20 protein-coding genes and 1 pseudogene are annotated in these 24,225 nt (G+C 46.3%); 17 read left to right on the plus strand and 4 right to left on the minus strand.

Translation table 11 applies throughout. The features are described from left to right. The first annotated feature begins 150 nt into the window (after positions 1-150). On the plus strand, positions 151-516 hold the full coding sequence (locus tag MHH60_RS08990) for an Asp23/Gls24 family envelope stress response protein (RefSeq protein WP_019911482.1): 366 nt from the start codon (positions 151-153) through the stop codon (positions 514-516). 88 nt (positions 517-604) lie between these two features. Here MHH60_RS08990 and ftsW read toward each other — a convergent pair whose 3' ends face one another. Then, on the minus strand, positions 605-1,846 hold the full coding sequence (gene ftsW, locus MHH60_RS08995; RefSeq protein WP_081389035.1) for a putative lipid II flippase FtsW: 1,242 nt from the start codon (positions 1,844-1,846) through the stop codon (positions 605-607). Beyond that, positions 1,843-2,190 (minus strand): YugN family protein, encoded by a 348-nt coding sequence (locus MHH60_RS09000; RefSeq protein WP_036686159.1) that lies wholly within the window; start codon positions 2,188-2,190, stop codon positions 1,843-1,845. Before MHH60_RS09000 ends, ftsW begins: the two co-directional genes overlap by 4 nt. A gap of 228 nt (positions 2,191-2,418) precedes the next feature. On the opposite strand from MHH60_RS09000, the gene MHH60_RS09005 reads away from it, so the two are divergent. The 10 genes and pseudogenes from MHH60_RS09005 (at position 2,419) to MHH60_RS09050 (ending at position 11,718) form a co-directional block, all read left to right on the plus strand. Further along, positions 2,419-3,609: a M20 family metallopeptidase gene (locus MHH60_RS09005; protein ID WP_076136121.1), complete on the plus strand. Its 1,191-nt coding sequence runs from the start codon at positions 2,419-2,421 to the stop codon at positions 3,607-3,609. Positions 3,610-3,672: 63 nt separating this feature from the next. Beyond that, positions 3,673-4,104, plus strand: coding sequence for a CBS domain-containing protein (locus MHH60_RS09010; RefSeq protein ID WP_076136123.1), 432 nt, complete (start codon positions 3,673-3,675; stop codon positions 4,102-4,104). Between the two features lie 119 nt (positions 4,105-4,223). Then, a complete protein-coding gene (locus MHH60_RS09015) occupies positions 4,224-5,936 on the plus strand; it encodes a DNA repair helicase XPB (RefSeq protein WP_076136125.1) in 1,713 nt (570 codons plus the stop codon). Further along, a complete protein-coding gene (locus MHH60_RS09020) occupies positions 5,933-7,858 on the plus strand; it encodes a helicase-associated domain-containing protein (protein WP_076136127.1) in 1,926 nt (641 codons plus the stop codon). Before MHH60_RS09015 ends, MHH60_RS09020 begins: the two co-directional genes overlap by 4 nt. Positions 7,859-7,878: 20 nt before the next feature. Continuing rightward, entirely contained in the window at positions 7,879-8,316 is a 438-nt protein-coding gene (locus tag MHH60_RS09025; protein WP_076129134.1) for a YlbF family regulator, read from the plus strand. 40 nt (positions 8,317-8,356) lie between these two features. Then, entirely contained in the window at positions 8,357-8,620 is a 264-nt protein-coding gene (locus MHH60_RS09030) for a YlbG family protein (RefSeq protein WP_036686170.1), read from the plus strand. A gap of 164 nt (positions 8,621-8,784) precedes the next feature. After that, a complete protein-coding gene (locus MHH60_RS09035; protein WP_076129159.1) occupies positions 8,785-9,222 on the plus strand; it encodes a hypothetical protein in 438 nt (145 codons plus the stop codon). Between the two features lie 160 nt (positions 9,223-9,382). Continuing rightward, a complete protein-coding gene (locus MHH60_RS09040; protein ID WP_076129135.1) occupies positions 9,383-10,282 on the plus strand; it encodes a selenium metabolism-associated LysR family transcriptional regulator in 900 nt (299 codons plus the stop codon). Positions 10,283-10,305: 23 nt separating this feature from the next. Continuing rightward, a pseudogene (locus tag MHH60_RS09045) lies at positions 10,306-10,758 on the plus strand (GNAT family N-acetyltransferase); the annotation flags it as partial. Positions 10,759-10,830: 72 nt separating this feature from the next. Beyond that, complete coding sequence (locus MHH60_RS09050) at positions 10,831-11,718, plus strand: PHP domain-containing protein (protein WP_076136187.1); 888 nt, start codon at positions 10,831-10,833, stop codon at positions 11,716-11,718. Between the two features lie 87 nt (positions 11,719-11,805). Here the strand turns inward: MHH60_RS09050 and MHH60_RS09055 are convergent, their stop codons facing one another. Beyond that, positions 11,806-13,695 (minus strand): Rqc2 family fibronectin-binding protein, encoded by a 1,890-nt coding sequence (locus MHH60_RS09055; protein WP_076136129.1) that lies wholly within the window; start codon positions 13,693-13,695, stop codon positions 11,806-11,808. Positions 13,696-13,986: 291 nt separating this feature from the next. Between MHH60_RS09055 and MHH60_RS09060 the strand changes: the two genes are divergently transcribed. The 5 genes from MHH60_RS09060 to MHH60_RS09080 all read left to right on the plus strand — a co-directional run bounded on the left by MHH60_RS09060 (position 13,987) and on the right by MHH60_RS09080 (position 21,913). Continuing rightward, positions 13,987-16,803, plus strand: a complete 2,817-nt coding sequence (locus MHH60_RS09060) for a calcium-translocating P-type ATPase, SERCA-type (RefSeq protein WP_076136131.1) — start codon at positions 13,987-13,989, stop codon at positions 16,801-16,803. 137 nt (positions 16,804-16,940) lie between these two features. Continuing rightward, positions 16,941-17,777: a diaminopimelate epimerase gene (gene dapF, locus MHH60_RS09065; protein WP_076136133.1), complete on the plus strand. Its 837-nt coding sequence runs from the start codon at positions 16,941-16,943 to the stop codon at positions 17,775-17,777. A gap of 147 nt (positions 17,778-17,924) precedes the next feature. Beyond that, complete coding sequence (locus tag MHH60_RS09070; RefSeq protein ID WP_076136134.1) at positions 17,925-19,586, plus strand: spore germination protein; 1,662 nt, start codon at positions 17,925-17,927, stop codon at positions 19,584-19,586. Further along, positions 19,504-20,790, plus strand: a complete 1,287-nt coding sequence (locus tag MHH60_RS09075) for a Ger(x)C family spore germination protein (RefSeq protein ID WP_081389037.1) — start codon at positions 19,504-19,506, stop codon at positions 20,788-20,790. Before MHH60_RS09070 ends, MHH60_RS09075 begins: the two co-directional genes overlap by 83 nt. A gap of 22 nt (positions 20,791-20,812) precedes the next feature. Further along, a complete protein-coding gene (locus tag MHH60_RS09080; RefSeq protein WP_076136136.1) occupies positions 20,813-21,913 on the plus strand; it encodes a GerAB/ArcD/ProY family transporter in 1,101 nt (366 codons plus the stop codon). On the opposite strand, the gene MHH60_RS09085 is transcribed toward MHH60_RS09080, so the two are convergent. Then, a complete protein-coding gene (locus MHH60_RS09085; protein ID WP_036686181.1) occupies positions 21,886-22,143 on the minus strand; it encodes a hypothetical protein in 258 nt (85 codons plus the stop codon). The genes MHH60_RS09080 and MHH60_RS09085 overlap by 28 nt on opposite strands. A 185-nt stretch (positions 22,144-22,328) precedes the next feature. Between MHH60_RS09085 and MHH60_RS09090 the strand changes: the two genes are divergently transcribed. Continuing rightward, positions 22,329-24,197, plus strand: coding sequence for a bifunctional homocysteine S-methyltransferase/methylenetetrahydrofolate reductase (locus tag MHH60_RS09090; protein ID WP_076136138.1), 1,869 nt, complete (start codon positions 22,329-22,331; stop codon positions 24,195-24,197). Positions 24,198-24,225 lie beyond the last annotated feature (28 nt).

Consider the following 24,225-nt stretch of genomic DNA (forward strand, 5'->3'; position numbering starts at 1 on the left):
AAGGACACTCCTATCTATGTATTTAGATTGAATTCATAATCAATATACCCAAATTGTTCCTAGGTGTAAACGAGAAAGCGATAAAGTGATTTGCTTTTTAGCCTGTTTTGGAATTACAATAATTGATAATGAGTGTAGGGGGGATATGGCATGGCAGAACAACTTCAACTGGAAATGGGAAATATACGAATTTCAAATGACGTCGTCTCAAAAATTGCCGGTTTGGCTGCCTTGGAGACTCCGGGAATTGCAGCCATGTCTGGTGGCCTGTCAGAAGGCTGGGCGAAACGTCTAAGCGGTAAGAACGTTCAGAAGGGCGTTACCGTTGAAGTAGGACAGCTGGAAGCAGCAGTAGATCTACGTATTATCGTTCTCTATGAAACACCGATCCACGAAGTGTGCCGGATGCTTCAGCAGAACGTACGTGAAGCTGTGGAGAGCATGACTGGACTTCATATTGTTGAGGTAAATGTCAAAGTTGAAGGCGTAGCTTTCAAGAATGATGAAATCTCTTAAAAAACTTGTACACAAAAAAGCAGTCCAAGGTTAATTCCCTGGGCTGCTTTTTTATGTGTATATTCCCTAACCTCCGGCTCTATAAAGCTTACCGGGAACGAACCTGTCTAACCGTTGTTACAGATTTCGTTACTTCCTCTTTGGCAGGCAGGTTGGTTTCTCTTGAGATGCTTAGCATAATTCCCATGCACAGCATGCTGACAAGGAGTGAAGAGCCCCCGTAGCTGATAAACGGCAAGGTAACGCCGGTAAGAGGGATTGTATTGGTTACACCGCCGATATTGACAAAGGCCTGAATGGCTATGAGGCCCATAATCCCAATTCCGACGAGCGTACCAAAGGGATCCTTACACCTTAAAGCGATTAGAATACCTCGCCAGATAAAATACAGATATAACATCAAAAATATGGAGGTCCCCAGAAAGCCGAACTCTTCACCAATTACGGGGAAGATAAAGTCCGTATAAGGGTATTTTAGATAGTCCAGCTTTTGAATGCTTTTGCCGAAGCCGGAACCACTTACTCCACCTTGGCCAAGAGCGGTTAAGGATTGAATAATGTTATAACCATCACCCTCAGCAACCTGATAAGGATCTAAAAAGGCAACGATACGACCTTTTCTATAATCCTGAGTGTCAGTAGCTTTATCGGATGGAGATAAGGAATCAATCGCTGCTTTGGCGCCTATAACTAGTCCTACACCCAGCACTAGCAGTGCTATAGAGCCCAGAATATGCTTCATGCTGGCACCACCGGCATAAATAACAAGTCCGCTGGTAGCTACGAGAATGAGGCAAGAACCTAAATCCGGCTGCATCATTATAAGTCCGGCAACAATACCCACGATGACCATTACAGGGATATATCCTGTACGGAAATCTCTAAACCGTTCACCTTTTTTGGTGATGAGTGCTGAGATATACAGGATAATCGATATTTTGGCTAATTCGGTGGGCTGAATTCCAAGTTTCCCGATACTAAGCCAGCTCTTGGCACCATTAATTTTTTCAGAGAAGGCTACCACGAGCAGAAGTATAACGGTGATGATAAAAATAGGTACATACCACTTCTTAAACTTACTGTAGTGAATGTTCATAGCTATAAACATAACAACGGTTCCGAGTACGATCCATATCACTTGGCGTTTAATGAAATATAGAGGGTCATTACCGAACTTCGGGCTTGCTAAGGTTAAGCTTGAGCTAGCACTGAAGACCATGACTAGACCGAAACCCACAAGTAGTAGTGTTAAGATAAGTAGTTGGAAATCGGGTGTTCCTCTTTTGGGCAGGCTGACATTTTGTTTCGTCGTTCCCTTTCTGTTACTCAAGCCTCTAACAGCTGCTTTAATTCAAGAATCCGCTTAGCAGCAGTGTCCAATACTGGTTTTGGCACCGGAGATTCATATTCCAGGCCATGAGGGAAGGTTGCTTTTCCTAAGTATACGGCTTCAATTGCAAGTACGGCATCAGACTTCTCTAGCTTTCCCTCGACAGCGCGAGTGTTAATGCGTAGGAAGTATTCGCCACCATCCTGTGGGTCTTCAATTTTGCAGTCGTAAGTGGCACGATAGTATTCCCATTGCCAGCGGATGAAGCCAGCTTTTGTGGCACTCTCGTCCAGATAGAGAAGATCACTCTTCAATCCTACGAGGCCCGTGTTCTCAAAAATCATAGCACGCATATCCCCCTTATGAAGTATAATGATGAATTTCTGATCCGATTGCTGATGTTCTACCTCATGATAGTATGTTTCTAAAGGTTGTGCAAGAGTAGGCAGTGCCTAACAATACCCAGTTTTTTGCGTTTCTGCTACAATAAAAGAATTATAGTCGTTCGCGGCTGAAACAAAGTGAACAGGACTGCTATCGCTTGCTATGGATGCGGGTTTATCGAGAAGGGGATGGAGAACTTGAAGAGCTTAGCGGTTGATTCGCTCATGCCGGAGATCGTGGAATGGAGACGCCATTTGCATCGTCATCCGGAGTTGTCTTTTCATGAAAAGGAAACGTCAGCATTTATAGCAGATAAGTTAGCCGAATTCGGAATTGAAGTCAGAAGAAGCGAGACAGGGTATGGTGTGCTTGGCACACTACGGGGAAAGCGGCCGGGGAAAACCGTTGTTCTTCGTGCGGACATGGATGCCCTACCTATTAAAGAGGAGAACAAGAAGGATTACGTTTCGCAAAATGAAGGGGTAATGCATGCCTGTGGACATGATGGTCACACTTCCATACTGCTCGGTGTAGCCTCTTACTACAGCAGCCGGCTTGAGGAGCTGGAAGGGGAGCTGCGTTTTCTTTTTCAGCCCGCAGAGGAAGTATGCCCAGGAGGGGCGCAGGGAATGATTGCCGAAGGCATGTTAGAAGGAGCGGATGCGGTGTATGGTCTGCATCTGTGGACTCCATTGCCTATGGGAACTGTAGGGAGTGCTCCGGGACCGTTGATGGCGTCTGCGGACGAGTTTTTTATAGATATCATTGGCAAAGGCGGACACGGCGGCATGCCGAACCGTACCATTGATAGCATCGTGGCGGGAGCTGCGCTGGTGACCCAGCTTCAGAGCATTGTAAGCCGCTCTGTGAACCCGCTGGAGCCTGCTGTACTCAGTGTAGGAACCATTCAAGGGGGATTCGCCCAGAATGTCATTGCCGAGCAATGCCGGATCACAGGGACAGTGCGGGCATTCGACGAGGAGACACGGCATTTGATACGTCAGCGAATCGAAGAAATGACCGTTTCTATTGCCAGCGCTTACGGGGCAGAAGCTAAGATAGATTACGTTATGGGATATCCTCCCCTCGTAAATCACGATGGTGAAGTGCAGCGGTTTTTCGAGGTGGCCCCAGCGGCTTTAGGAGAATCTGTTGAAGTGATTCGGATGGAAAAGCTGATGCCAGCTGAGGATTTTGCCTATTATGTTAAGGAGATTCCAGGCTGCTTTATGTTTGTGGGTGCCGGAAATCCGGATAAAGAGGCTGACTATCCACATCATCACAGCAAATTTGATTTTGACGAAGATGCCATGCTGCACGGAATGAAGCTGCTCATTGCTATGGCGAATTCCTGTATGCGTGAGAACACAATCGTATAATTTCGTTTCATAGAGGAGAACCTATTCCCATAACATGGAGACCATGATTAGGAGGGTTCATTCTTGAAGACAGTGAAAGAGGTTATGACGAAGGAGCCTGCAACGGTTACGCTGCAAGATAATGTGTATGAAGTTGCCGTGAAAATGCGAGATTATGACACTGGATTTATACCTGTTGTTGATAATGAAGAACATAAGACACTGCTCGGTGTAATTACTGACCGCGATCTCGTGATTAGAGGTTATGCGGCTAAACATCCTGGTTCAACCTCAGTGGAAACTGTAATGAGCAAAGAGATTCAGACCGTCTCGGAGAATACTTCAGTAGATGAGGCTGCAGAGTTAATGGCTGGCTGGCAAATTCGCAGGCTGGCGGTGACACGTGACCAGAAGCTGGTGGGCGTAGTGTCGATTGGAGATCTGGCTGTGCGCGATATTTTTGCGGATGAAGCTGGTGAAGCCCTCCATGATATTTCGCAGCAGCATTTACATTAAATAGTCAGATAGGGAAGCTCATGACCGTTATGCGGGGATGGGCTTTTTCCTGTTATATGAAAATAAACAAAATTACATAGCGCAAGCTTAAATTACTTGAACACTAGGGAGGAAAAGCTATGAATGGATCAGGAGCGTGCATCGTACGCAGGGACCGGTCAATTTTACTGGAATGTGCTCATCCGGATTTTGAGGTGGCAAGGAAAAAGCTAGGGACCTTCGCGGAGCTGATAAAAAGTCCTCCTGCTTACCATACCTACCGAATTACCCCTTTATCTCTTTGGAATGCAGCTGCGCTTAATTATACTGCTGAGGAGATTATCACTAGCCTGCATCACCTTGCACGCTGGGGTGTTCCCACAGGACTGGAGGAGGAAATCGAAACTCTTTTGTCCAGATATGGAAAGCTGACTCTTCATGGCCAAGAGACTCAGAATGAGGTCGTTATGTTAAGAGCGGATGCTCCTGAGCTTTTGGATGAATTGAGTGATGAACAAGGTCTAAAAGCGTTGGGTCTACTGAGAATAAATCCTCTGGAATGCTCGTGCCCTGCGGAGAACAGAGGACTTTTAAAACAAGAGCTGATGAAATTGGGTTATCCAGTTCTCGACTACGCCGGATATCATGAAGGGCAAGCGCTTAGCTTGACCTGGAAGGAGAATCACGATACCTGCAAGGCTGATTCGGCAAACGATTCATTTGGCTTACGTGAATATCAGCAGGAGGCCGTTCAGCTGTTTCAAGGGACAGAAGGACAAGGGGGAAGCGGTGTGGTGGTGCTGCCTTGTGGCGCAGGGAAGACAATTGTAGGAGTAGCAGTACTTGAAAGTCTCCAATGTGAAACTCTGATTTTAACTTCAAATACAACGTCCGTAAGGCAATGGATGGATGAATTGCTGGAGCGAACAGATTTGGCTGGGGAGGCAGTGGGTGAATATTCCGGTGAAAAAAGAGAAGTGCGGCCAGTTACCATTGCCACCTATCAAATATTAACCCATCGTTCGTCCAAAGACGGTCCGTTTCTCCATATGAAGCTGTTTAACGAACGCAATTGGGGCTTGATTATATATGATGAGGTTCACCTGCTTCCAGCGCCTGTATTTCGGGCTACAGCAGACATTCAGGCTACACGTCGGCTGGGGCTTACAGCCACTTTGGTTAGAGAAGACGGGAAAGAAGGGGATGTGTTTTCTTTAATTGGACCGAAACGCTACGATTTGCCTTGGAAGGAGCTGGAGCAGCAGGGCTGGATCGCTGAAGTGGAATGTGTAGAGATCATTGTGCCCATGAATCCGGAGCTTAAACAAGAATATATGTACGCGGCGGCAAAAGAAAAATTTCGTATGGCTTCATGCAATCCTGCCAAAGCTGAGATTGTGGCCAAGCTTCTAAAGGTCCATGCAGGTTCTTCGGTACTGGTTATTGGACAATATCTCGACCAGTTAAGTGAACTGGCTGACAGGATCGGGGCACCTTTAATTACCGGCAAAACGAAGCAGCGTGAAAGAGACGAGCTATATGCGGCTTTTAACGAGGGAGATATACAGGTACTGGTGGTGTCGAAAGTAGCGAATTTCGCGGTGAATTTACCTGACGCGTCAATTGCTATTGAAGTCTCGGGAGCTTATGGATCACGGCAGGAGGAAGCCCAGCGACTAGGTCGAATCCTCCGTCCCAAAGCGGGGGAGAATAAAGCTTATTTTTATACACTGGTATCTGAAGATAGCCGGGAACAGGATTTCGCTTTGCGACGCCGGATGTTTTTGACTGAGCAGGGCTATGAATATGTCGTTAAAAAGATGCCGAGTGGAGAGGAGCGAACCATCCATTGAACCAGCTGTCAACAGAAGCATTAGAGGTCTTAAAGCGATTATGTGCAGCTTATGCTGCCCAGCCGTTTGAGGAAGGGAAGGAAGAACGATTGCGCCCTGTGGCGCTTTGCCGTGCTGAGCAAAAGCTTGCAATGAACGAATTGCGCCGCGAGGGGCTGTTAACTGCAAGGCATAAAATATTAGGCGAAAAGCTGTACCAGATTCCTGTTGATCAGCTGCCGGCAATTGAACAAGAATTTTTCCCGTATCAGCCGCAATTCATTGCCGGGCATTTAGTGAGTCTTACCATGGAAGCAGGAGCCGGACTGGCGATAGATTTGTTTCGGGCTTTGCTGTTCACCGCTTCGGAAGGGTTGCCGCTGACAGCCAAGGGGATTATTCATAAAAAGCATCTTAACCGCTTAGCGGCGCAGCTTTCTTTTGGGGAGGAGTATTTGCAAGGGCTCTCCGTAGGTTCTCAATTAGAGGAACAGAAAACTCTTTCTGTCATTGTGACGGTAGACCTCCTGCTGTGTCTTGGACTTATCCACAGGCAGAACGACGGATACACGCTTGATCTGGAGCTGTTGGATCGTTGGCTGCAGCTTCCTGAAGCGACGATGAGTGACATTCTTTATGGGATTGTAATTAATCGCTCTGGAAGTGTGGGGCCAGCCGATCAACATTTTCGTTATATAATTTCTAATGCAGATTTTATCCCCGGGAAATGGATAATGCTGCCCGCACTATTAGACTGGATGATGGCTTCTAATCTCACAGGTAACGTTGCCCGTAATGAGCTTGAACAATCAAGCTTGAACTGGTTACGTTGTTTAACAGGCTTTGGCTGGTGTGAACTGGGAGAAACCGCTGAGGGTATGTTGTGTTTTCGCTGGACCGCTGCTAAGCCAATGCTATCTGCTGAGAGGGGATCATTCGCTGCTGTTGGGTCTGGAGATTCACAGGAACAGTTTATTGTGCAGCCGGATTTCGAGGTGCTGGTTCCACCGGAGGTCCCCTATTCTGTACGATGGACACTGGCTGGCTGCGCTGAGCTCCAGCAAAGTGATACGATATGGAGCTTCCGGCTGACGAAAGAGAGGTTGGAACTTGCAGCTGAGCGTGGAATGCTACCCAATGACATCATCTCCTGGATAAGCGAGCATGCTCTGGGCGGGCTTCCTTCGGTGGTTCAAATGTCCCTTGAGCAATGGGCAAAAAGTATTGGCCGTACCTCATTATCGCAAGTAATTCTCTTGACCTGTCAGACGGAAGCAGATGGAGCTGCTATCGCAGCTCACCCGCGTTTACAGGAGAATCTTGAACGTATCGGTCCTTTACATTTCATAGTGGACCCGGAATATATGGAACAGATACGAAAAGAACTGTACTCCGCGGGGCTAGCGCCTTCCAGAATCATTGGAGGGCAAGGGGAGGATACAAACGAAGGGTGGTGTTGGTTTCCTGATGAAACAGGAAACACCGAAGCAACGTATGTTCTTCCAGAGCTGAATGTAGAACTAGGATTGCTGTCCAAAGGGAATCCTTTTCTTAACCTGCCGGTTATTGCTCCTGAACAAGAGGAGGAGATTCTCTTCGGTGGAGAAAATGTACCGCAGATCTGGAGCAAAGAATGGCGGCATTATCATAGCTCGACTGCACAAAAGGTGATGGAGCAAGGGTTGAGATGGGGAGTCAAGGTGCGTTTTACACTAAAAGATCAGATGTTAGATTTTATCCCTTCCCGCATAAGCGGAAATCCATGGAGAGTTTCCGGACAGCTGCTCTATCACGATGGTGAAACGGTTGAAGATATAGAGCTGACTCCGGAGGACTGGAAGGAAATGAAGTTAGTTATTCCCAAAGGACGAAGAAATTCCTCTTCTGCTCAAGCGAGTGATTATGGTATGATAGAAAAGTCTACTGAATCGGTAGATCATTAACGAAGAAAAGAGCTGAGTTCATGAGCGTAGCTGAAATAAATACGGTCGATATGGCTGAAGTGCTGACATACGCCTATGAATTAGGCGATATGATTAATCAATCCGCCGAGGTGTCGGATTACTTATACTGGAAAGGACGGGTTGATACGAACCCCGAAATTCAGGCCATGGTCAAACGACTTCAGACTAAGAAGGAGTTGTTTGAAGAAACACAGCGATTCGGACATTTCCACCCGAATTATCATTCAGCAAAGGATGAGGTTTCGGCAGTAGAAGCGGAACTGGAGCGGTTCGAAGAAGTTGTTCGTTTCAAGCTGGCAGAGAAGACCCTTGACGACATTCTGCATTCCATGTCGGAAGCGATTGCTTTTTCAGTATCAGATAGCATTAAAGTACCAAGTAATGATCCTTCCCCTAAAGGTGGATGCGGCAGCGGGGGAAAATGCTCCTGCGGATAAGCTTCCCTTAGGATTTAGAGAGAGAAAGGCGGTTTAGCTTATGTTTGCGGAACGGACAGGATACATCATTTGGGTAAGTGACGTTAAAGCGGCACGTAACCTTGAGAAATACGGAACATTACATTATGTTTCTCGGAAAATGCATTATGCAGTTATGTATGTAAATGCAGAACGGGCCGAGGAAGTTATGAAGAATGTCCGCAGACTCTCCTATGTGCGAAAGATTGAAAGATCTTATCGTAACGAAATTAAGACAGAGTATACTAGTAATGGACCGGACAAGTCCCGTAATTACAGTATGTGATTCCAGGAGATAAACAGGCGCTTAAACAGCGCCTGTTTTTTTTATGCTTATTTACAAAAAAACACCATTACTCTCGACGGTAGAAACTTGTACAACTTTCGGCAATGAGGTAAGATGACAACATTAAGTGCATACTAAGACCCTTATGGTGGAGTGTGATGATGATGCGCAACAAGGGGACGGATTGGCCCAGCACTTATGAGCCCTTCCACATCATGCTGAACGATTACAGGGTCGCCGATATCGTTATAACAAATCATGCGAAGAGCCGTTATATGGACCGCATCAGCAATGGTGCAAGCAATGCCGAAGAGGTTGCTGCATGGATGTGGCAGTGCCTAATGCAGAATCGGATCAAGCCCTTTTCAAGCAGTGATTATAACGCATATTTAATTGACGATGACTCTGTAGTAATCGCTGAGTTTACGGAATTGACAGGTGAGAGAGATCTCTCAGGCCAGCCATTATATTCTATGATCATCGTTTCGTTTCTAGGGAGAATCTCGGAGATGCCACAGTTGAGAGATTTAAAGACCTATTTTTCACTGCTGCGTAATTCTCACCGCACAAAGTTGTCGAAGAAGAAACGAAGACGCAAATAGTCTATAAAGAAACGGGCAAGAGGCATGCGGCGAGTCTGCATGTCCTTTTTAAAAATATAAGAATTTATATACTGCACGAATATTATATTCTTAAGCTTTTACGAGAAACAATTGTTGTCTTTAAAGGACGTTCTTTTTGTAATATAAGGAGTTGCGAAGCATGAACTTTCATCAGCTGCATATTTTTTATACGGTCTCCGAGCGGGGAAGCTTCTCGGCGGCGGCGCAGACTTTACATATGACTCAACCAGCTGTGACCATGCAGGTACAGGCACTGGAGGATTATTTTGGCACCAAATTGTTTAACCGTTCCACCAAAAAAATCGTACTCTCCGAAGCAGGGCACACCCTGATGCCATACGCGCTGCGCAGTATTCAGCTGATGCGTGAGACGGATCAAGCGATGTCAGCATTCACACATATGCTGGAGGGGCGGCTGCAGCTTGGGGCGAGTCTTACGATAGGAGAATACGTGCTGCCACGGCTGTTAGGCCCTTTCGGAAAGCAATATCCTAACATTTCAATTATGATGAAAGTGATGAACACCTCGCAAATTATGGAGGAAATCCTCAAGCATCAACTGAATTTTGGTTTAATTGAAGCCCCGGTCACACATCCAGACATGGAGATCGAGCCCGTGATGGGGGATGAGCTGAAGTTGATCGTGCCACATGATCATCCACTTGCGGAGCAGCAAGAGGTTACCTTGGAGCAAGTGCTTCAGCATCCTTTTGTATTGCGTGAGCAGGGCTCAGGAACGCGGCGTGTGATGGAAGAGCAGTTGTTCTCCAAGGGACTTGATCCGGGAACAATGAAGATCGTGATGGAGCTTGGAAGTACGGGAGCTGTAAAATCTGCGGTGGAAGCAGGTCTTGGCATAACGATCATATCGACCTCTTCGGTTAAGCATGAAGTTGCGCTGGGACTGTTGAAAATTGTGAATATCTCCGATGCCTCTTTTAAAAGACAATTCTACGCCATTCATCTAAAATCAACACTGCTGCCAATTTCTGCAGTAACCTTCCTGACTTATTTGCGTGAGCATTCGAATCAAATCTGATAGTTAAAGCGGGGGATATTACAATGTCAATTGTTCTACGTGGAGAAAAGCTAGTATTGCGCGATATTACAGAGGCTGATTTTCAGAAGCTTTATTATCACTATCATGAAGCTGAAGACCGTGAACACTTGAAATGGGATGGTCCCTATAAATCCTTGGCACATCAAAGATTCGAAAAGTTTACCGAGGACTACATAGGTCATTTGGCGTTAGTTGAGACGGAAACCCCGCGTAACCTGTTGATCATAGAAATAGACGGCAAGGTAAAGGGCAAAGTAGGGCGCTACTGGATATCGCAAGAAACCAACTGGATGGAGATCGGTATAGTAATCTTTGATTCTAGTTATTGGTCAGGTGGTTACGGTACGGAAGCGTTTAAGATGTGGATAGATTATTTATTTAATTCTCTTGATACAGTCCGTCTTGGAATAGGCACCTGGTCAGGGAATAAAAGAATGATCGGATTGGCAGCGAAATGTGGCATGGTGGAGGAAGCTCGCGTCCGTAAAGCACGAATCGTGCGAGGAGAATACTATGATGCCATAAAAATGGGGATTCTGCGGGAAGAGTGGGAGAATGCAGGTAACCTATCTGCTAAGGATGTATGCGATCTCCATACCCATACTCAAGCCTCTGACGGCATGCAGCCGCCAGCGGAGAATGTACGGCTTGCTAAGGAGAAGGGGCTAAGCGCTGTTGCCATTACGGATCATGATACAGTAGCTGGCGTGAAGGAAGCCTGTGAAGCAGGAGAGAAGTACGGAATAACCGTTGTGCCTGGTGTAGAGATCAGTACGCGTGCTGGTGGCAAAGACATTCATGTGCTGGGCTATTATGTTGATCCTGAGAATGAACCATTTCTCTCACGTTTGGAAGGGCTAAGAGATACCCGGGCACTTAGGAATGAAGCGATAATTACCAAGCTGCAAGACCTTGGGATTGCGATTACCTTGGAACAGGTTATAGCGGGGATCGGGCGGGAATTGAAGCCTGATGAAAGCATCGGCCGGCCACATATTGCCGACGAACTGGTTCGGCTTGGGGCAGCTACCGATATGAGAGATGCCTTCAACAAGTATTTGGCCGAGGGTGCAGCGGCTTATGTATCACCTCCTAGAATCACACCGGAGGAAGCTTGCGAGTGGATCATTGAGGCAGGAGGGTCTCCAGTATTAGCCCACCCGGGCTTGTACGGGGATGACCTTCTGGTGCGAGATATTCTGGAGCAAGGCGCTTTTAAAGGGATTGAGGTCTATCACTCTGATCATGGACCTGCGGAAGAAGAACGTTACCAAGTTATGGCTGAGGATTATAATCTGTTAATAACCGGAGGTTCTGACTTTCATGGTGCCCGTCAAGGCGTGATTTTTCACGGGGATATCGGCAGTGTTACGGTTTCTACAGAAGTACTGAAGTTTTTAAACAAAAAGGCATGAAATTAGTCGATTTGCGGAGCAAATTATAAAAACCTCCAGCCTTAGATGTTCAACATCTGCAGCTGGAGGTTTCTTTATATCTAGTATTTAGCTTCTCAAAGTATTTGGAAGACTCTTAATTCTTTCCTCATTAGGTGTGACGAACAGTGTCTTTTGATGATCATAGATTACAAATCCCGGTTTGGAGCCGCTTGGCTTACGTACATAGCGGATCAATGTACAGTCCACAGGCACACTGCTGGACTGTTTGGCTTGGCTGAAATAAGCGGCAAGCTGAGCGGCTTCTTCTAGCGTTGCATCTCCAAATTGCTCACTTCGGATGACCACGTGTGATCCGGGGATGTCCTTGGTATGCAGCCAAGTATCATTCGGAGAAGCCAGCCGATTGGTGACGTATTCGTTCTGCAAATTGTTTTTGCCGACATAAATATCGATTCCTTCTGAAGAGGTGAAGACCTGTAATGTGGGTCGGGTGGCCTTTTTCTTCTTTTTACCCTTTTTGCTCCGGTCACGCAGATAACCTTGGCTTACAAGCTCATCGCGGATTTCCTCAATGTCGTTGAGGGAAGCGTGGGCAAGTTGCTGCAGCAAACTCTCCATATACAAAATTTCCTCATGCGTCTTCAAAAGCTGTTCATTAATGACAAGCAGACTATTTTTATATTTGTTGTATTTTTTGAAATAACGTTGTGCATTGTCCGAAGGATTTAATAACGGATCGAGCGGAACCACCATTTCCGCCTGATTTTCATCATAATAATTGACCAAGGACGCTTCTTTATCCCCTTTGGATACCGTGTGTAATGAAGCGAAAAGCAACTCACCCCAAATGCGGTAACGATCAGCATCCTGAGCCTCGTCGAGATCCTTCTGCAAATTCGCGAGTTTCTTAACGTTTTTGCTCCGTTCATTGCTGAGGAAACGGATCAAATCACTCACCCGTTGCTTTACAGTATCGCGCTCGGCTTTATCCCCGTAATAATCCTCCATACATTCACTTATGGAATTGTAATGTTTCGCACTCTCACCCAGAAGTGTTAAGGGGATCGCAGAAAAAATCATCTTACCTTTTGCGTTTGCACCTGCAACAGGAAAAAATTCGTTATCACGTACGGGGCCCATTACGGAATGGAAGGCAACCCATAACTGTTTCGGAAACGCTGCTTCGGATTCTGTAACTTCGCCTTTATCCAAGGTGTTTCTCAGACGAAGAGCAATTTCACCAGCAATCAGCGGGCTCATTCCGCTGAAAGCATGTACCATCCAGCCCACCGGGTCAGCTGAGGGAGAAGGACCGCCAGAGCCGTCAGGTTTTTGCTCTACTGCTTCTTTTGTGATCAGATTAGCAAGCTCTCCCTCAATGATTTCTTCTGGCTCAGCTTCCTCCTCAACATCCTCTATCAGTGCAGCTTCTTCAGCAGCCGAGATTAAATTGAGAAATTGCTCCTGGCCAATCTCCAAAGGGTTCAGCTTATGCTGCTGTGGCGGCTCTGTGTACGCGATGCCGGGCATCACAATCCGATAGCTGCTAATCGATGGAGTTACATGATGAATGCCGTCTATGATCGTTCCAGAGCTGAGATCAGTTAGAATGATGTTACTGTGCCGACCCATGAGCTCAATGATGATCTTTTTGGCGAATACGTCACCAAGCTCATCTCTAGTCTTGACGTTTATGTGAATAATTCGTTCCATGCCAACCTGCGTAATGCTTTCAATGGTCCCTCCCTCACAATGCTTCCGCATAAGCATGCAGAACATGGGTGCTTCCGAAGGATTAATGCTGTTTCTTTCGGTAAAATGCACCCGAGGATACGTTGGATTAGCAGAGAGCAGCAGCTTGCCGCCGCCACCTGCGCCGCGCAGGTTAAAAATTAAATCGTGGTTGTTCGGTTGATATATTTTTCCTATACGTGCACCTATGAATGATTGCAATTCGTGCACGATAGCTCGGGTAACAATGCCGTCTAATGCCATGATAAAGCTCTCCTGTCGCCGTGAAATGAATTTCTTAAATATAAGAAAGTAAAAGTTTCACACCATACTTTATGTCTTATATTTCTCGCTCAAACGCCTACCTGTCCTTATAAGGACGCCAAAGATGTTTATGCTTACCTCTCTATGATGCCATACTTTAGGACATTCGCGCAAAAGGGGAATTGGATAGGGGTGATATTATTGGACGACCTTGAATACATTTGTCATGAACAGGTGGAAAAGCTGTGCGCCGCCGGAAGTAAAGAAACGACCGGGAGGGAAAGAAAAGTCATGGAACAAAACAGTTGGCACCGTCTCGGTGCAGAAGAGCTGCAGAAAATGTTCAATGTCCAGCCAAGGACGGGCCTCAGTGATGAGGAAGCCGCGGAGAGACGAAAGGAGAACGGGTATAACGAGCTGTCGGAAGGAAAGACGGTATCTCCGTTTACCCTGCTGTTGAACCAGTTCAAGGATTTCATGGTGCTTGTGCTCATGGGTGCGACGCTTGTATCCGGGTTGCTAGGCGAATACTTGGATGCCATCACGATCATCGCGATTATCCTACTGAATGGAGCGCTTGGATTTGTTCAGGAGTTTCGCGCCGAACGTTCGCTAAGAGCTTTAAAGCAGCTCTCCGCACCTTCTGCCAAAGTACTACGTGGAGGGAATAGCGAGATTATCCCAGCCAAGCTGTTGGTGCCAGGCGATATTGTCTTGCTGGAGAGTGGCGATCGGATTCCTGCCGATGTACGCTGGTTGGATTGCAGTGCTCTATATGTGGAAGAATCCGCACTTACTGGGGAATCATTGCCTGTCTCGAAGCATTCAGAAGCGATCCGTGCAGAAGAGATTCCGCTTGGTGATCAGAAGAATTTAGGCTTCATGGGTACTATGGTAACCAGAGGAACAGGGCGAGCTGTTGTAATTCGTACCGGTATGAATACGGAAATGGGTAAGATAGCAGATCTAATCCAAAATACGGATTCTCAGGAAACGCCTTTGCAGCATCGGCTTGAGCAGCTAGGGAAGATTCTGATCTACGTATCTCTGGGATTGACAATTGTAGTTGTGGCAGCAGGTATTCTGCATGGACAGCCTGCCACCTCCATGTTCTTGGCGGGTGTGAGCTTGGCAGTTGCCGCGATTCCGGAAGGGCTCCCCGCTATTGTAACTATTGCGCTTGCGCTAGGTGTGCAGCGGATGATCAAACGCAAAGCTATCGTTCGTAAATTGCCGTCAGTGGAAACGCTGGGCTGTGCCTCGGTAATCTGTTCAGACAAGACAGGAACTTTAACGCAGAATAAAATGACGGTGACCCGATTGTGGACGGGTGGACGTGGTCTTGAGGTAACAGGCGAAGGGTATGCTCCAAATGGACAGGTTCTGGAGAAAGGCAAAGCAGTGGATCTAAAACATGATCAAAGCTTACGGCGGATGTTGCAGGTCGGCGCATTATGCAGCAACGCAGAAATCATCGAGACCTTCCAGTCTGAAGTGCGGGGCAAACGCAAAGGGAAGGATAAGGATGCTATTCTTGAAAAGTCTGCAGACAACACTTCCGTTTGGGAACTAAAGGGCGACCCGACAGAAGGAGCGCTCGTGGCACTGTCAGGAAAGATGGGACTGACCGCTCAGACGCTTGCTGTAACCTACACTCGTGAACAGGAATTTCCGTTTGATTCTGAACGGAAGCTGATGTCTGTGATCGTAGGCCATCCTGGAGGACGGATGGTATGTACAAAAGGTGCGCCCGATGTATTGCTCAATCGCTGCTCGTACATGCTTTGGGAGGGCGGTGTTGTGCCTTGTACGCCAACTTTGCGGCAGAAGGTGCTTGATGCCAATGAGCAGATGGCTTCTGGAGCTCTTCGTGTGCTAGGTATGGCTTACCGGGATATGCGTCCAAATGAACATGTGAATAGTGAAAAGGATGCGGAGAATCAATTAGTCTTTGTTGGTTTGGCAGGAATGATTGATCCGCCACGTCGTGAAGTCCGCGATGCCATCAGCGTCACACGCCGTGCCGGGATCAAGACAGTTATGATTACCGGTGACCATGGTACAACTGCCGAGGCTATTGCACACCAGCTGGGAATTCTGCAGCGTGGTGGAACGGTGCTGACAGGTGCTCAGTTAACCCGGATGGATGATGATGAGCTGGATAAGGTATCGGACAATGTGTATGTATTCGCCCGCGTATCTCCAGAGCATAAGCTTCGGATCGTTAAATCGCTACAACGTCATGGTCACGTAGTGGCTATGACCGGAGATGGAGTGAATGACGCTCCAGCCATTAAGGCTGCGGATATCGGAATAGCCATGGGTATCACAGGCACAGATGTGACAAAGGAAGCATCATCACTTGTTCTCGGAGATGATAACTTCTCTACGATCGTTGCTGCCATCGAAGAAGGCAGAAACATCTATGAGAATATTCGTAAATTCATTCGTTATTTGTTGGCATCCAATGTAGGAGAAATTCTGACAATGTTCTTTGCCATGATGCTCGCTCTGCCATTGCCACTCGTTCCCATTCAAATCCTATGGGTCAATCTAGTGACAGACGGACTGCCAGCGATGGCCCTTGGCGTGGATCAGCCCGAGAAGGATTTGATGGAGCATAAACCGCGTGGTGCGAAAGAGAATATTTTTGCCCGCCGCTTAGGCTGGAAAATTATAAGCCGTGGACTCTTAATTGGCTTATGTACGCTGGGAGCATTTTGGCTAACTTTACGTATAGCACCAGAGAATCCTGCACAATTGATTCGGGCACAGTCGGTGGCTTTTGCTACACTCGTTATGGCACAGTTGATCCACGTCTTCGATTGCCGCAGCTCGCGCTCAGTGTTCCACCGCAATCCGTTCCAGAATAAGTATCTAGTGCTTGCCGTATTGTCATCAGTCTTACTGATGCTGGCCGTAATGTATATACCTGTGCTCCAGCCTGTCTTCAAAACAGTGCCGCTCAATTTCCGCGAATGGTGTCTGGTGTTTGTAACAGCGGGGATCCCAACCTTCTTGATGGGTGCCGGCAGTGTTTGGGGCGGCAAACGTAATCGTGGGCGCAGCGGCAGTACGATGATAAAAAGTACAAAAATTTCAGCATAAAGTCAATACTAATGCTCCATTCCTAAAGGTATACTTGTTGCAGTTAACCGCTCATATGCTTGCGAAATGCTAAATTACACAGAACCTTAAGCTTAAGCGAATGCTAACATAACATAACCTTTAGGAGTGGACTTTTAATGGAATTTACAAAAATGCACGGCCTCGGTAATGACTTCATCGTTGTTTTCGGTGAGCAAGAGCTGCCAAGTAATGCAGCGGAGCTTGCTGTAACCCTGTGTAACCGGTTCTTTGGAATCGGTGCTGACGGACTGGTATATATCCTGCCCTCTGCGCGTGGCGATTTCATGATGCGTATTATGAATTCTGATGGTTCGGAGGCGGAGCAGTGCGGAAATGCTATTCGCTGTGTCTCTAAATATGTATATGACCACAGAATGGTAAGCTCAGAGCAGATTGTAATAGAAACGATTGGTGCCGGAGAACAAAAGGTTACTTTAAACGTTAAAGACGGTGTTGTGGAGACTGTAACCGTAGATATGGGCGAACCTGTATTGTCCGGTCTGCAAATTCCAGTATCTATTGATGCAGAGCCAGTGCTCTCTCAGCCGATTGAAGCGGACGGAACCGAATTTAAGTTCACAGCGGTATCCATGGGAAATCCTCATTGCGTGATTTACGTAGAAGATGCAGTGAATTTTGATCTTGCCACATGGGGACCTAAGCTTGAGGTACATCCTTTGTTCCCGAGAAAAGTAAACGTTGAATTCGCAACGGTAATGGATCGGGGGAGAGTGGATATGCGTGTCTGGGAACGTGGGGCAGGACCTACGCTTGCCTGTGGCACTGGAGCCTGTGCAACCCTTGTCTCCTCTGTGCTGAATGATCTTACAGACCGGGCAGCTTGGATTAGTCTAAAGGGCGGCGATCTCTATATAGAATGGAATGAAGAGGATAATCATGTGTATATGACTGGACCTGCTGAGGTCGTATTCACGGGCAGTGTAGCAATATAAAAAAAGAACAAAAAAGGCAGTCCAAGAGCGCATTCTTGGACTGCCTTTTTTGTGTTTCTAACCTGATGTGACTTTAAGCAGCCGAATAATGGAAGGAGTAACCGAGAATAATACTACAATGCTTATGAAAAAAAGGAGGGAAGCTTGTTGAACATCAACGGGTTAACTAAAAGAAATAAATCCGGTAAGGGACAGCAAGCAGACCCGGCGGGTCCAGGTTTTGGAGCCAGATTAACCATTCATCTGGAGCAGACGCTAAACAATATCATTACCGAGCTGGGAGATAGTCCGGATCTTAGAATCCGCCAGGTAAGGCTTGGTGAGCAATCCTTTGTTGAGGCTGCTGCGGTACATCTTAATGGTCTAGCTAAGACAGAAACCGTTAATCAATTTGTAATGGGTTCATTGCTCTCCATAACGGATGAGATGCTCAAGGAAAGTAATACTACAGCAAATAATCTGAATGACCTCATCTTAAACCGTGCCCTGGAAATAGGTGAAGCGCAGCTGCAGGGGGATTGGAACGAGGTGCTGCTAGGAATTCTTTCTGGGAAGACACTGATTCTCATTGAAGGTTATGACAGTGCCATCATGTGTGAGACTGAAGGAGGGGAAGCTCGTTCTGTCACTGAACCCTCCACTCAACTAGTTGTGCGTGGTCCAAAGGATAGCTTTGTTGAATCTTTGGCTACGAATGTCTCATTAATACGCAGAAGAATAAGATCACCCAAACTAAGACTCGAGCATGTGAAGATCGGGTCGGTAACTCAGACCGATGTGGCTTTAATGTATATCAAGGATACTGCGGACGAGAAGCTGGTTGAAGAAGTTAGAAAACGGCTGCAGCAGATTAATGTAGATGCCATCATGGAATCCGGTTATATCGAAGAGCTGATTCAGGATAAGACCTTTACCCCTTTTCCGACTATCAATAACAGCGAGCGGCCAGACGTTGCTGCAACGAATCTGTTAGAAGGGAGGGTAGTGATTGTCGTTGATGGCACCCCCTTTGTATTGATTTTGCCAGCGGTTTTCACTCTTTTTTTTCAGTCTGCTTCGGATTATGCGCAAAGGTTCGATATTGCAATTCTGATGCGAATTATTCGGTATATCAGTTTTATCGTGCTTATTCTAGGGCCTTCCGTGTATATAGCTTTAACGACGTTTCATTATGAGATGATCCCTACAACTTTACTGATCAACCTTTTATCGCAACGGGAAAATGTGCCTTTCCCCGCTTTTGTAGAAGCGATTCTAATGGAAGGTGCGTTTGAGATCATCCGGGAAGCGGGAGTAAGAATGCCGCGTGCAGTTGGGCAGACCGTATCTGTAGTAGGTGCTCTGATTCTTGGTCAGGCCGTAGTAGAGGCTGGAATTATTACGCCCGTTATGGTGATTGTGGTCGCGTTGACCGGGATTGCGAGCTTTGCCATTCCAGCCTATAACATGGCGATTGCGGGCAGAATTATCCGCTTTGGTTTTTTGATATTGGCTGGTATGTTTGGTTTTTACGGAATTACATTGGGTTTAATCGTACTGGTTGCACATATCAACAGTCTGCGTTCTTTTGGCGTTCCTTATTTGTCTCCAATCGTGCCTTTGTCATCCAGAGGTCAAAAGGATGCCGTCTTAAGGCTGCCTTTGTGGGCGCTTGGCACAGCAGAGCCAGCTCCTGCTACTGCGCAGCAAGGGAATATTTCAGAAGGGAAGGAGATCACAGCCGGACATGAACAGAACCTATCTCCAAAAATTCTTGATAAGACTAAAGGGACACAGCCGCATAAGAAACGAAAGCAAGATTCTGAGTGAATGCAATTTTTTCTTAGCAGGACTTTTACCATGCATATTGATCTGTCTTAGTCTCACAGGCTGCTGGGATAGTGTGGAATTAAACAGAAGAGCCATCGTTTCCGGTGTGGCCATAGATAGAGGACCTACAGAAGAAGAGAAGTACGTATTGTCTTTTCAGGTTATCGTTGCTGACGAAATCTCTGGGAAGAACGCTAGAGGGACTTCACCTGTATCGGTATATAAAGGTAGCGGCCGCTCTATGTTTGAAGCATTAGCTAATGCCTCGCGTCAGACTGCACGTTTTTTGTCTTTAGGACATATTCGGGTGGTCATCATTTCCGAGAAGTTCGCGCAAGAAGGCATCAAGGATATCATGGATGTATTGGAAAGGGAAAGTGAAACCCGGCTGACAAGCCTGATTTTTATTTCCAAGGGACAGCCTGCTAGTGAATGTATGACGACTATGACCGTGTTCGGAAGGATTCCAGCCAATGATTTGGTGGAGAAGCTACAGACAACCTCCAAGCAATTTGGATATAACTATCGGATGGAAGTGGATGATATTATCCGGGGGATACAGGTTCCTGGTGGGGGGCCAGTGATCAATGGCGTGCTAGTGACTGGAGATTTGGAGCAGAGGGAAAGTAATGATAATTTAAAAAAAATAAGACCGGAGGCCATAATAAAAGTTACGGGTCTTGCAGCGTTTAAAGAAGACAAGCTTAAAGGATGGCTGCTCGGCGAGGAAGCGATCGGTACCGTTCTGCTTAAGAATAAAATCTCTCAGATGCCGGTGCTGGTCTCGATTGGTGAGAATGATTATATATCGTTTAATGTGTATTTATCACAGGTACATATCCACGCTGATGCGAAAGACATAGAGCATCCTGTCTTCACGATTAACGTCACTCAGCAGGCTGGATTAAAGGAATCGCCCAATGGCTTGGATCTAACAGATCCAACAGTGTTAAATGATCTTTCGAAGCTTTTGGAAAAGAATATTCAAGAGCAGATCCGCGCTGCCATAGCAACTGCCCGTTCGTTAAAAAGTGATTATCTAGGTTTTGGTGAAGCAGTAGAAAGAGCTAATCCACGTGGCTGGAAACAAGTAAAAGATCATTGGGACCGTATATTTGAAACCTGCCAGGTTAATATCAATACGGATGCTGTGATCAGGCATACAGATATGCGGAGTGATTCCTTTCAGTCCAAGAATAAGTAATGACAATAAAGGAGGGGCAGCTATGGGGAAAATAAAAATAGGACTACTCCAATTTTTCACGTTGACATTGTTGTTTGAACTGGGAACAGCGCTGGTGGTGAATCTTGGGATGGAGTCTGGTAAAGATGCGTGGATTTCCATACTGCTCGGAACTTTGATCGGTTTGATTGTATTTTCGGGGTACACTTATTTGTATAGAAAGTTTCCGGAACTCCCCTTAACGGCCTATACCCGCAAGCTGCTGGGAAGATCCTTAGGTACAGTGATTTCCGTTCTCTACATTATCCTTTTTCTCAATTTAGCGGGTCGTGATTTACGGGATGGCAGTTCTATGCTGGTTATGGCTACTATGCATCGCACACCTTTGTTTATCATATCTACATTGATGATCTTATCTTCTGCGTATGTTTTGCATAAAGGAGTAGAGGTGTTATCCCGAACTTCATTGGTATTCGCAACTCTCGTAATGCTGATCGGTATATTTTGCTCGATCATGCTGATGTTATCGGGTTCAATTAATTTGAATCGATTGCTTCCTGTTTTTGAGAATGGGTTCCAGCCTGTGATCGAATCTGTCATTCGCCAGAATTATATGTTCCCTTTTGGTGAAATGATTTGTTTTACCATGCTAATGCCCTATCTGAACAATGTTAAAAAAGGTCCTTGGGTCATCGGAGCAGGGATATTTTTTTCAGGTTTGCTCTTAAGTCTCACTATGATGCTGAATATCTCCGTGCTTGGCACAGATATTGTGAAACGTTCACCCCTACCTCTGATGCCCACGATTAGCAAGATTTCAATCTCCGATTTTATTCAACGGGTGGATATTCTAGTTGTTATGGTGCTGATTATCGGCGTTTTTTTCAAAATGTCAGTGTTTTTTGCGGCCGCACTTATAGGGATTTCCGAATTGTTCAAGATTCCTTACCGGAGAATGGTCTATCCCTGTGCTCTGATCATTCTGTTCAGCTCGATGTTGAACGCGCGGAGCTTTACTGAACATATTAATGAGGGAGGGAGATTGTTATATACGATTTTTCCCTTCTTTATGGTGTTGATCCCTGTAATTCTTGTCATCGTTGCGGCGATAAGAAGTCATCTTTCCCCGCCACGTTCTGGTTGATGTCCTGTTTTCCAGTAATAGATATCGGGGATGAACAAGCAGAGCAGCAAAATACAAGCAGTAGCTTTCTCTGAGGCGGTATAGAACAGATAATTAAGGATATAGCCGACGTTACCCAGCCCATAGCCATACAGCCAATCTAGCAAATAAATATACAGTAAGCAGAGAGTGGCTAGCAGTAAAGTTACAGCGTATTTTCGGATCAGAAACTTTCTTGTTTTTTTCTTCAAAGTATTCTCTCCTTTATGGAAATAACAGCATTAACGTTAGTATGAAGCTTTTTATAGATGAACATGCATGGTGGATATTTTGGGCTAAATGCTTTTCTTTTGGAAAGCTTATCATCCATACCGATTTATGTTACATTAGTATGAAACTAAAGTTAGAAACTAATGTGGCAGGGGAGGATCTTGTTGTGAAGCCGGATTTACGTTCCGCATGGGGAAATAAAGTTTTAGTCGGAGACGGAGCGATGGGCACCTACTTATATCAGAAGGGTTTCCCAGTCGGCATTTCCTATGAAGAATTAAATTTGACCTCTCCGGGGGTAATCGAAGATGTTCACCGCAGCTATATTGAGGCAGGGGCAGTGCTGCTGGAAAGCAACACCTTCTCGGCGAACTATGACAGGCTGTCCAAATATGGTCTAGAATCCAAGGTTGAGGAAATTAATCGAGCCGGAGTTAGAATCGCTCGCCGGGCTGCTGGAGATCATGGGTATGTATTAGGAGCTGTGGGATCTATTCGTGCGGGCAAACGTGCGAATCTCTCTTCCACAGAGCTGAAAAAATATTTTACACAGCAGATTGCTGCATTGTTAGAAGAGGACGTAGATGGCATTATGCTGGAAACCTTCTACGATGTTGAGGAACTGCATTTAGCTCTAAGAACGCTCCGCAAGATCAGCTCGCTTCCTGTAGTTTGCCAATTAGCTGTCGATGAAACAGCGCGCACATTAGATGGATTAACTTTGCCGGAAGCTTTTCGTATCCTGGAAGGCGATGGCGCTGATGTTATTGGATTTAACTGTAACACAGGCCCGAACGGAATGAAGCGAGCGCTAAAAGCTGTACAAGGGAGTCTGGTTCTGCCAGCTTCTGTGTATCCAAATGCGGGTGTAGCGGATTATGTAGACGGAGAATACCGGTACGGGGCTTCACCAGAATATTTTGGGCAAATGGCGCAGACTTTTGCGGAGATGGGCTGCCGGATAATCGGTGGTTGCTGTGGTACAACTCCGCAGCATATTGCAGAAATCTCGTCTGCACTGAAGAATTATGTACCGCAACCGCTTGCTCAACCGTTGCCACCTACTGTGGAGCGTGTATCGCTGCAAGATAATTTTGGCGATGATGATAGAGAGGGTAGAGAGCCAAATCTGGTTGATCTGGTCAAGGAACGACATACGGTCATTGTTGAGCTTGATCCACCTCGCGAATTGGATATCACAAAGTTTATGCAGGGCGCAGAAGCGCTTAGAAGAGCAGGGGCGGATGCGTTGACTCTCGCCGACAACTCCCTGGCTGTTACACGGATGAGCAATATGGCTTTGGGGCATTTGGTGCACGCTAAAACTGGACTTCGTCCGCTAGTGCATATTGCTTGCCGGGATCGTAATTTAATTGGTACTCAATCCCATTTGATGGGTTTTGATGCGCTTGGAATTGATCATGTGCTGGCCGTAACAGGTGATCCTGCGAAATTTGGAGATCTTCCCGGCTCAAGCTCGGTTTATGATTTAACCTCTTTTGAGATTATTAGAATGATCAAGCAGCTGAATGACGGGATTTCCTTCTCAGGTAAACCGTTGAAACAGAAAGCGAATTTTGTAATCGGAGCTGCATTTAACCCGAATGTTAAACATTTGGATAAGGCAGTGCAACGTCTGGAGAAGAAAATTGCCTCTGGTGCCGACTATATTATGACCCAGCCTGTCTATGATCAGGAACTTATCGTGAAGATAGCTGAGGCAACAGCACATCTGGAAATTCCCTTATTCATTGGGGTCATGCCACTGGCAAGCGGACGTAATGCAGAGTTTCTACATAATGAGGTTCCCGGTATTCAGCTTACGGACGATGTCCGCAACCGCATGAAGGGACTTGAAGGGGAAGCTGGAAGAGCAGAAGGTGTCGCTATCGCTAAGGAACTGTTAGATGTTGCTACTGCCCATTTTAATGGGATCTATCTGATGACTCCGTTCATGTTCTACGATATGAGCGCACAGCTTATGGAGTATGTGTGGGAGAAATCAGGACGCAAATTGTCCCCCTTGTTTCGCTAGTAATAATCAATTACAATAGTGTAATGGA

Source organism: Paenibacillus sp. FSL H7-0716, from assembly GCF_038002705.1.
GTDB classification, from domain to species: Bacteria; Bacillota; Bacilli; order Paenibacillales; family Paenibacillaceae; genus Paenibacillus_AQ; species Paenibacillus_AQ odorifer.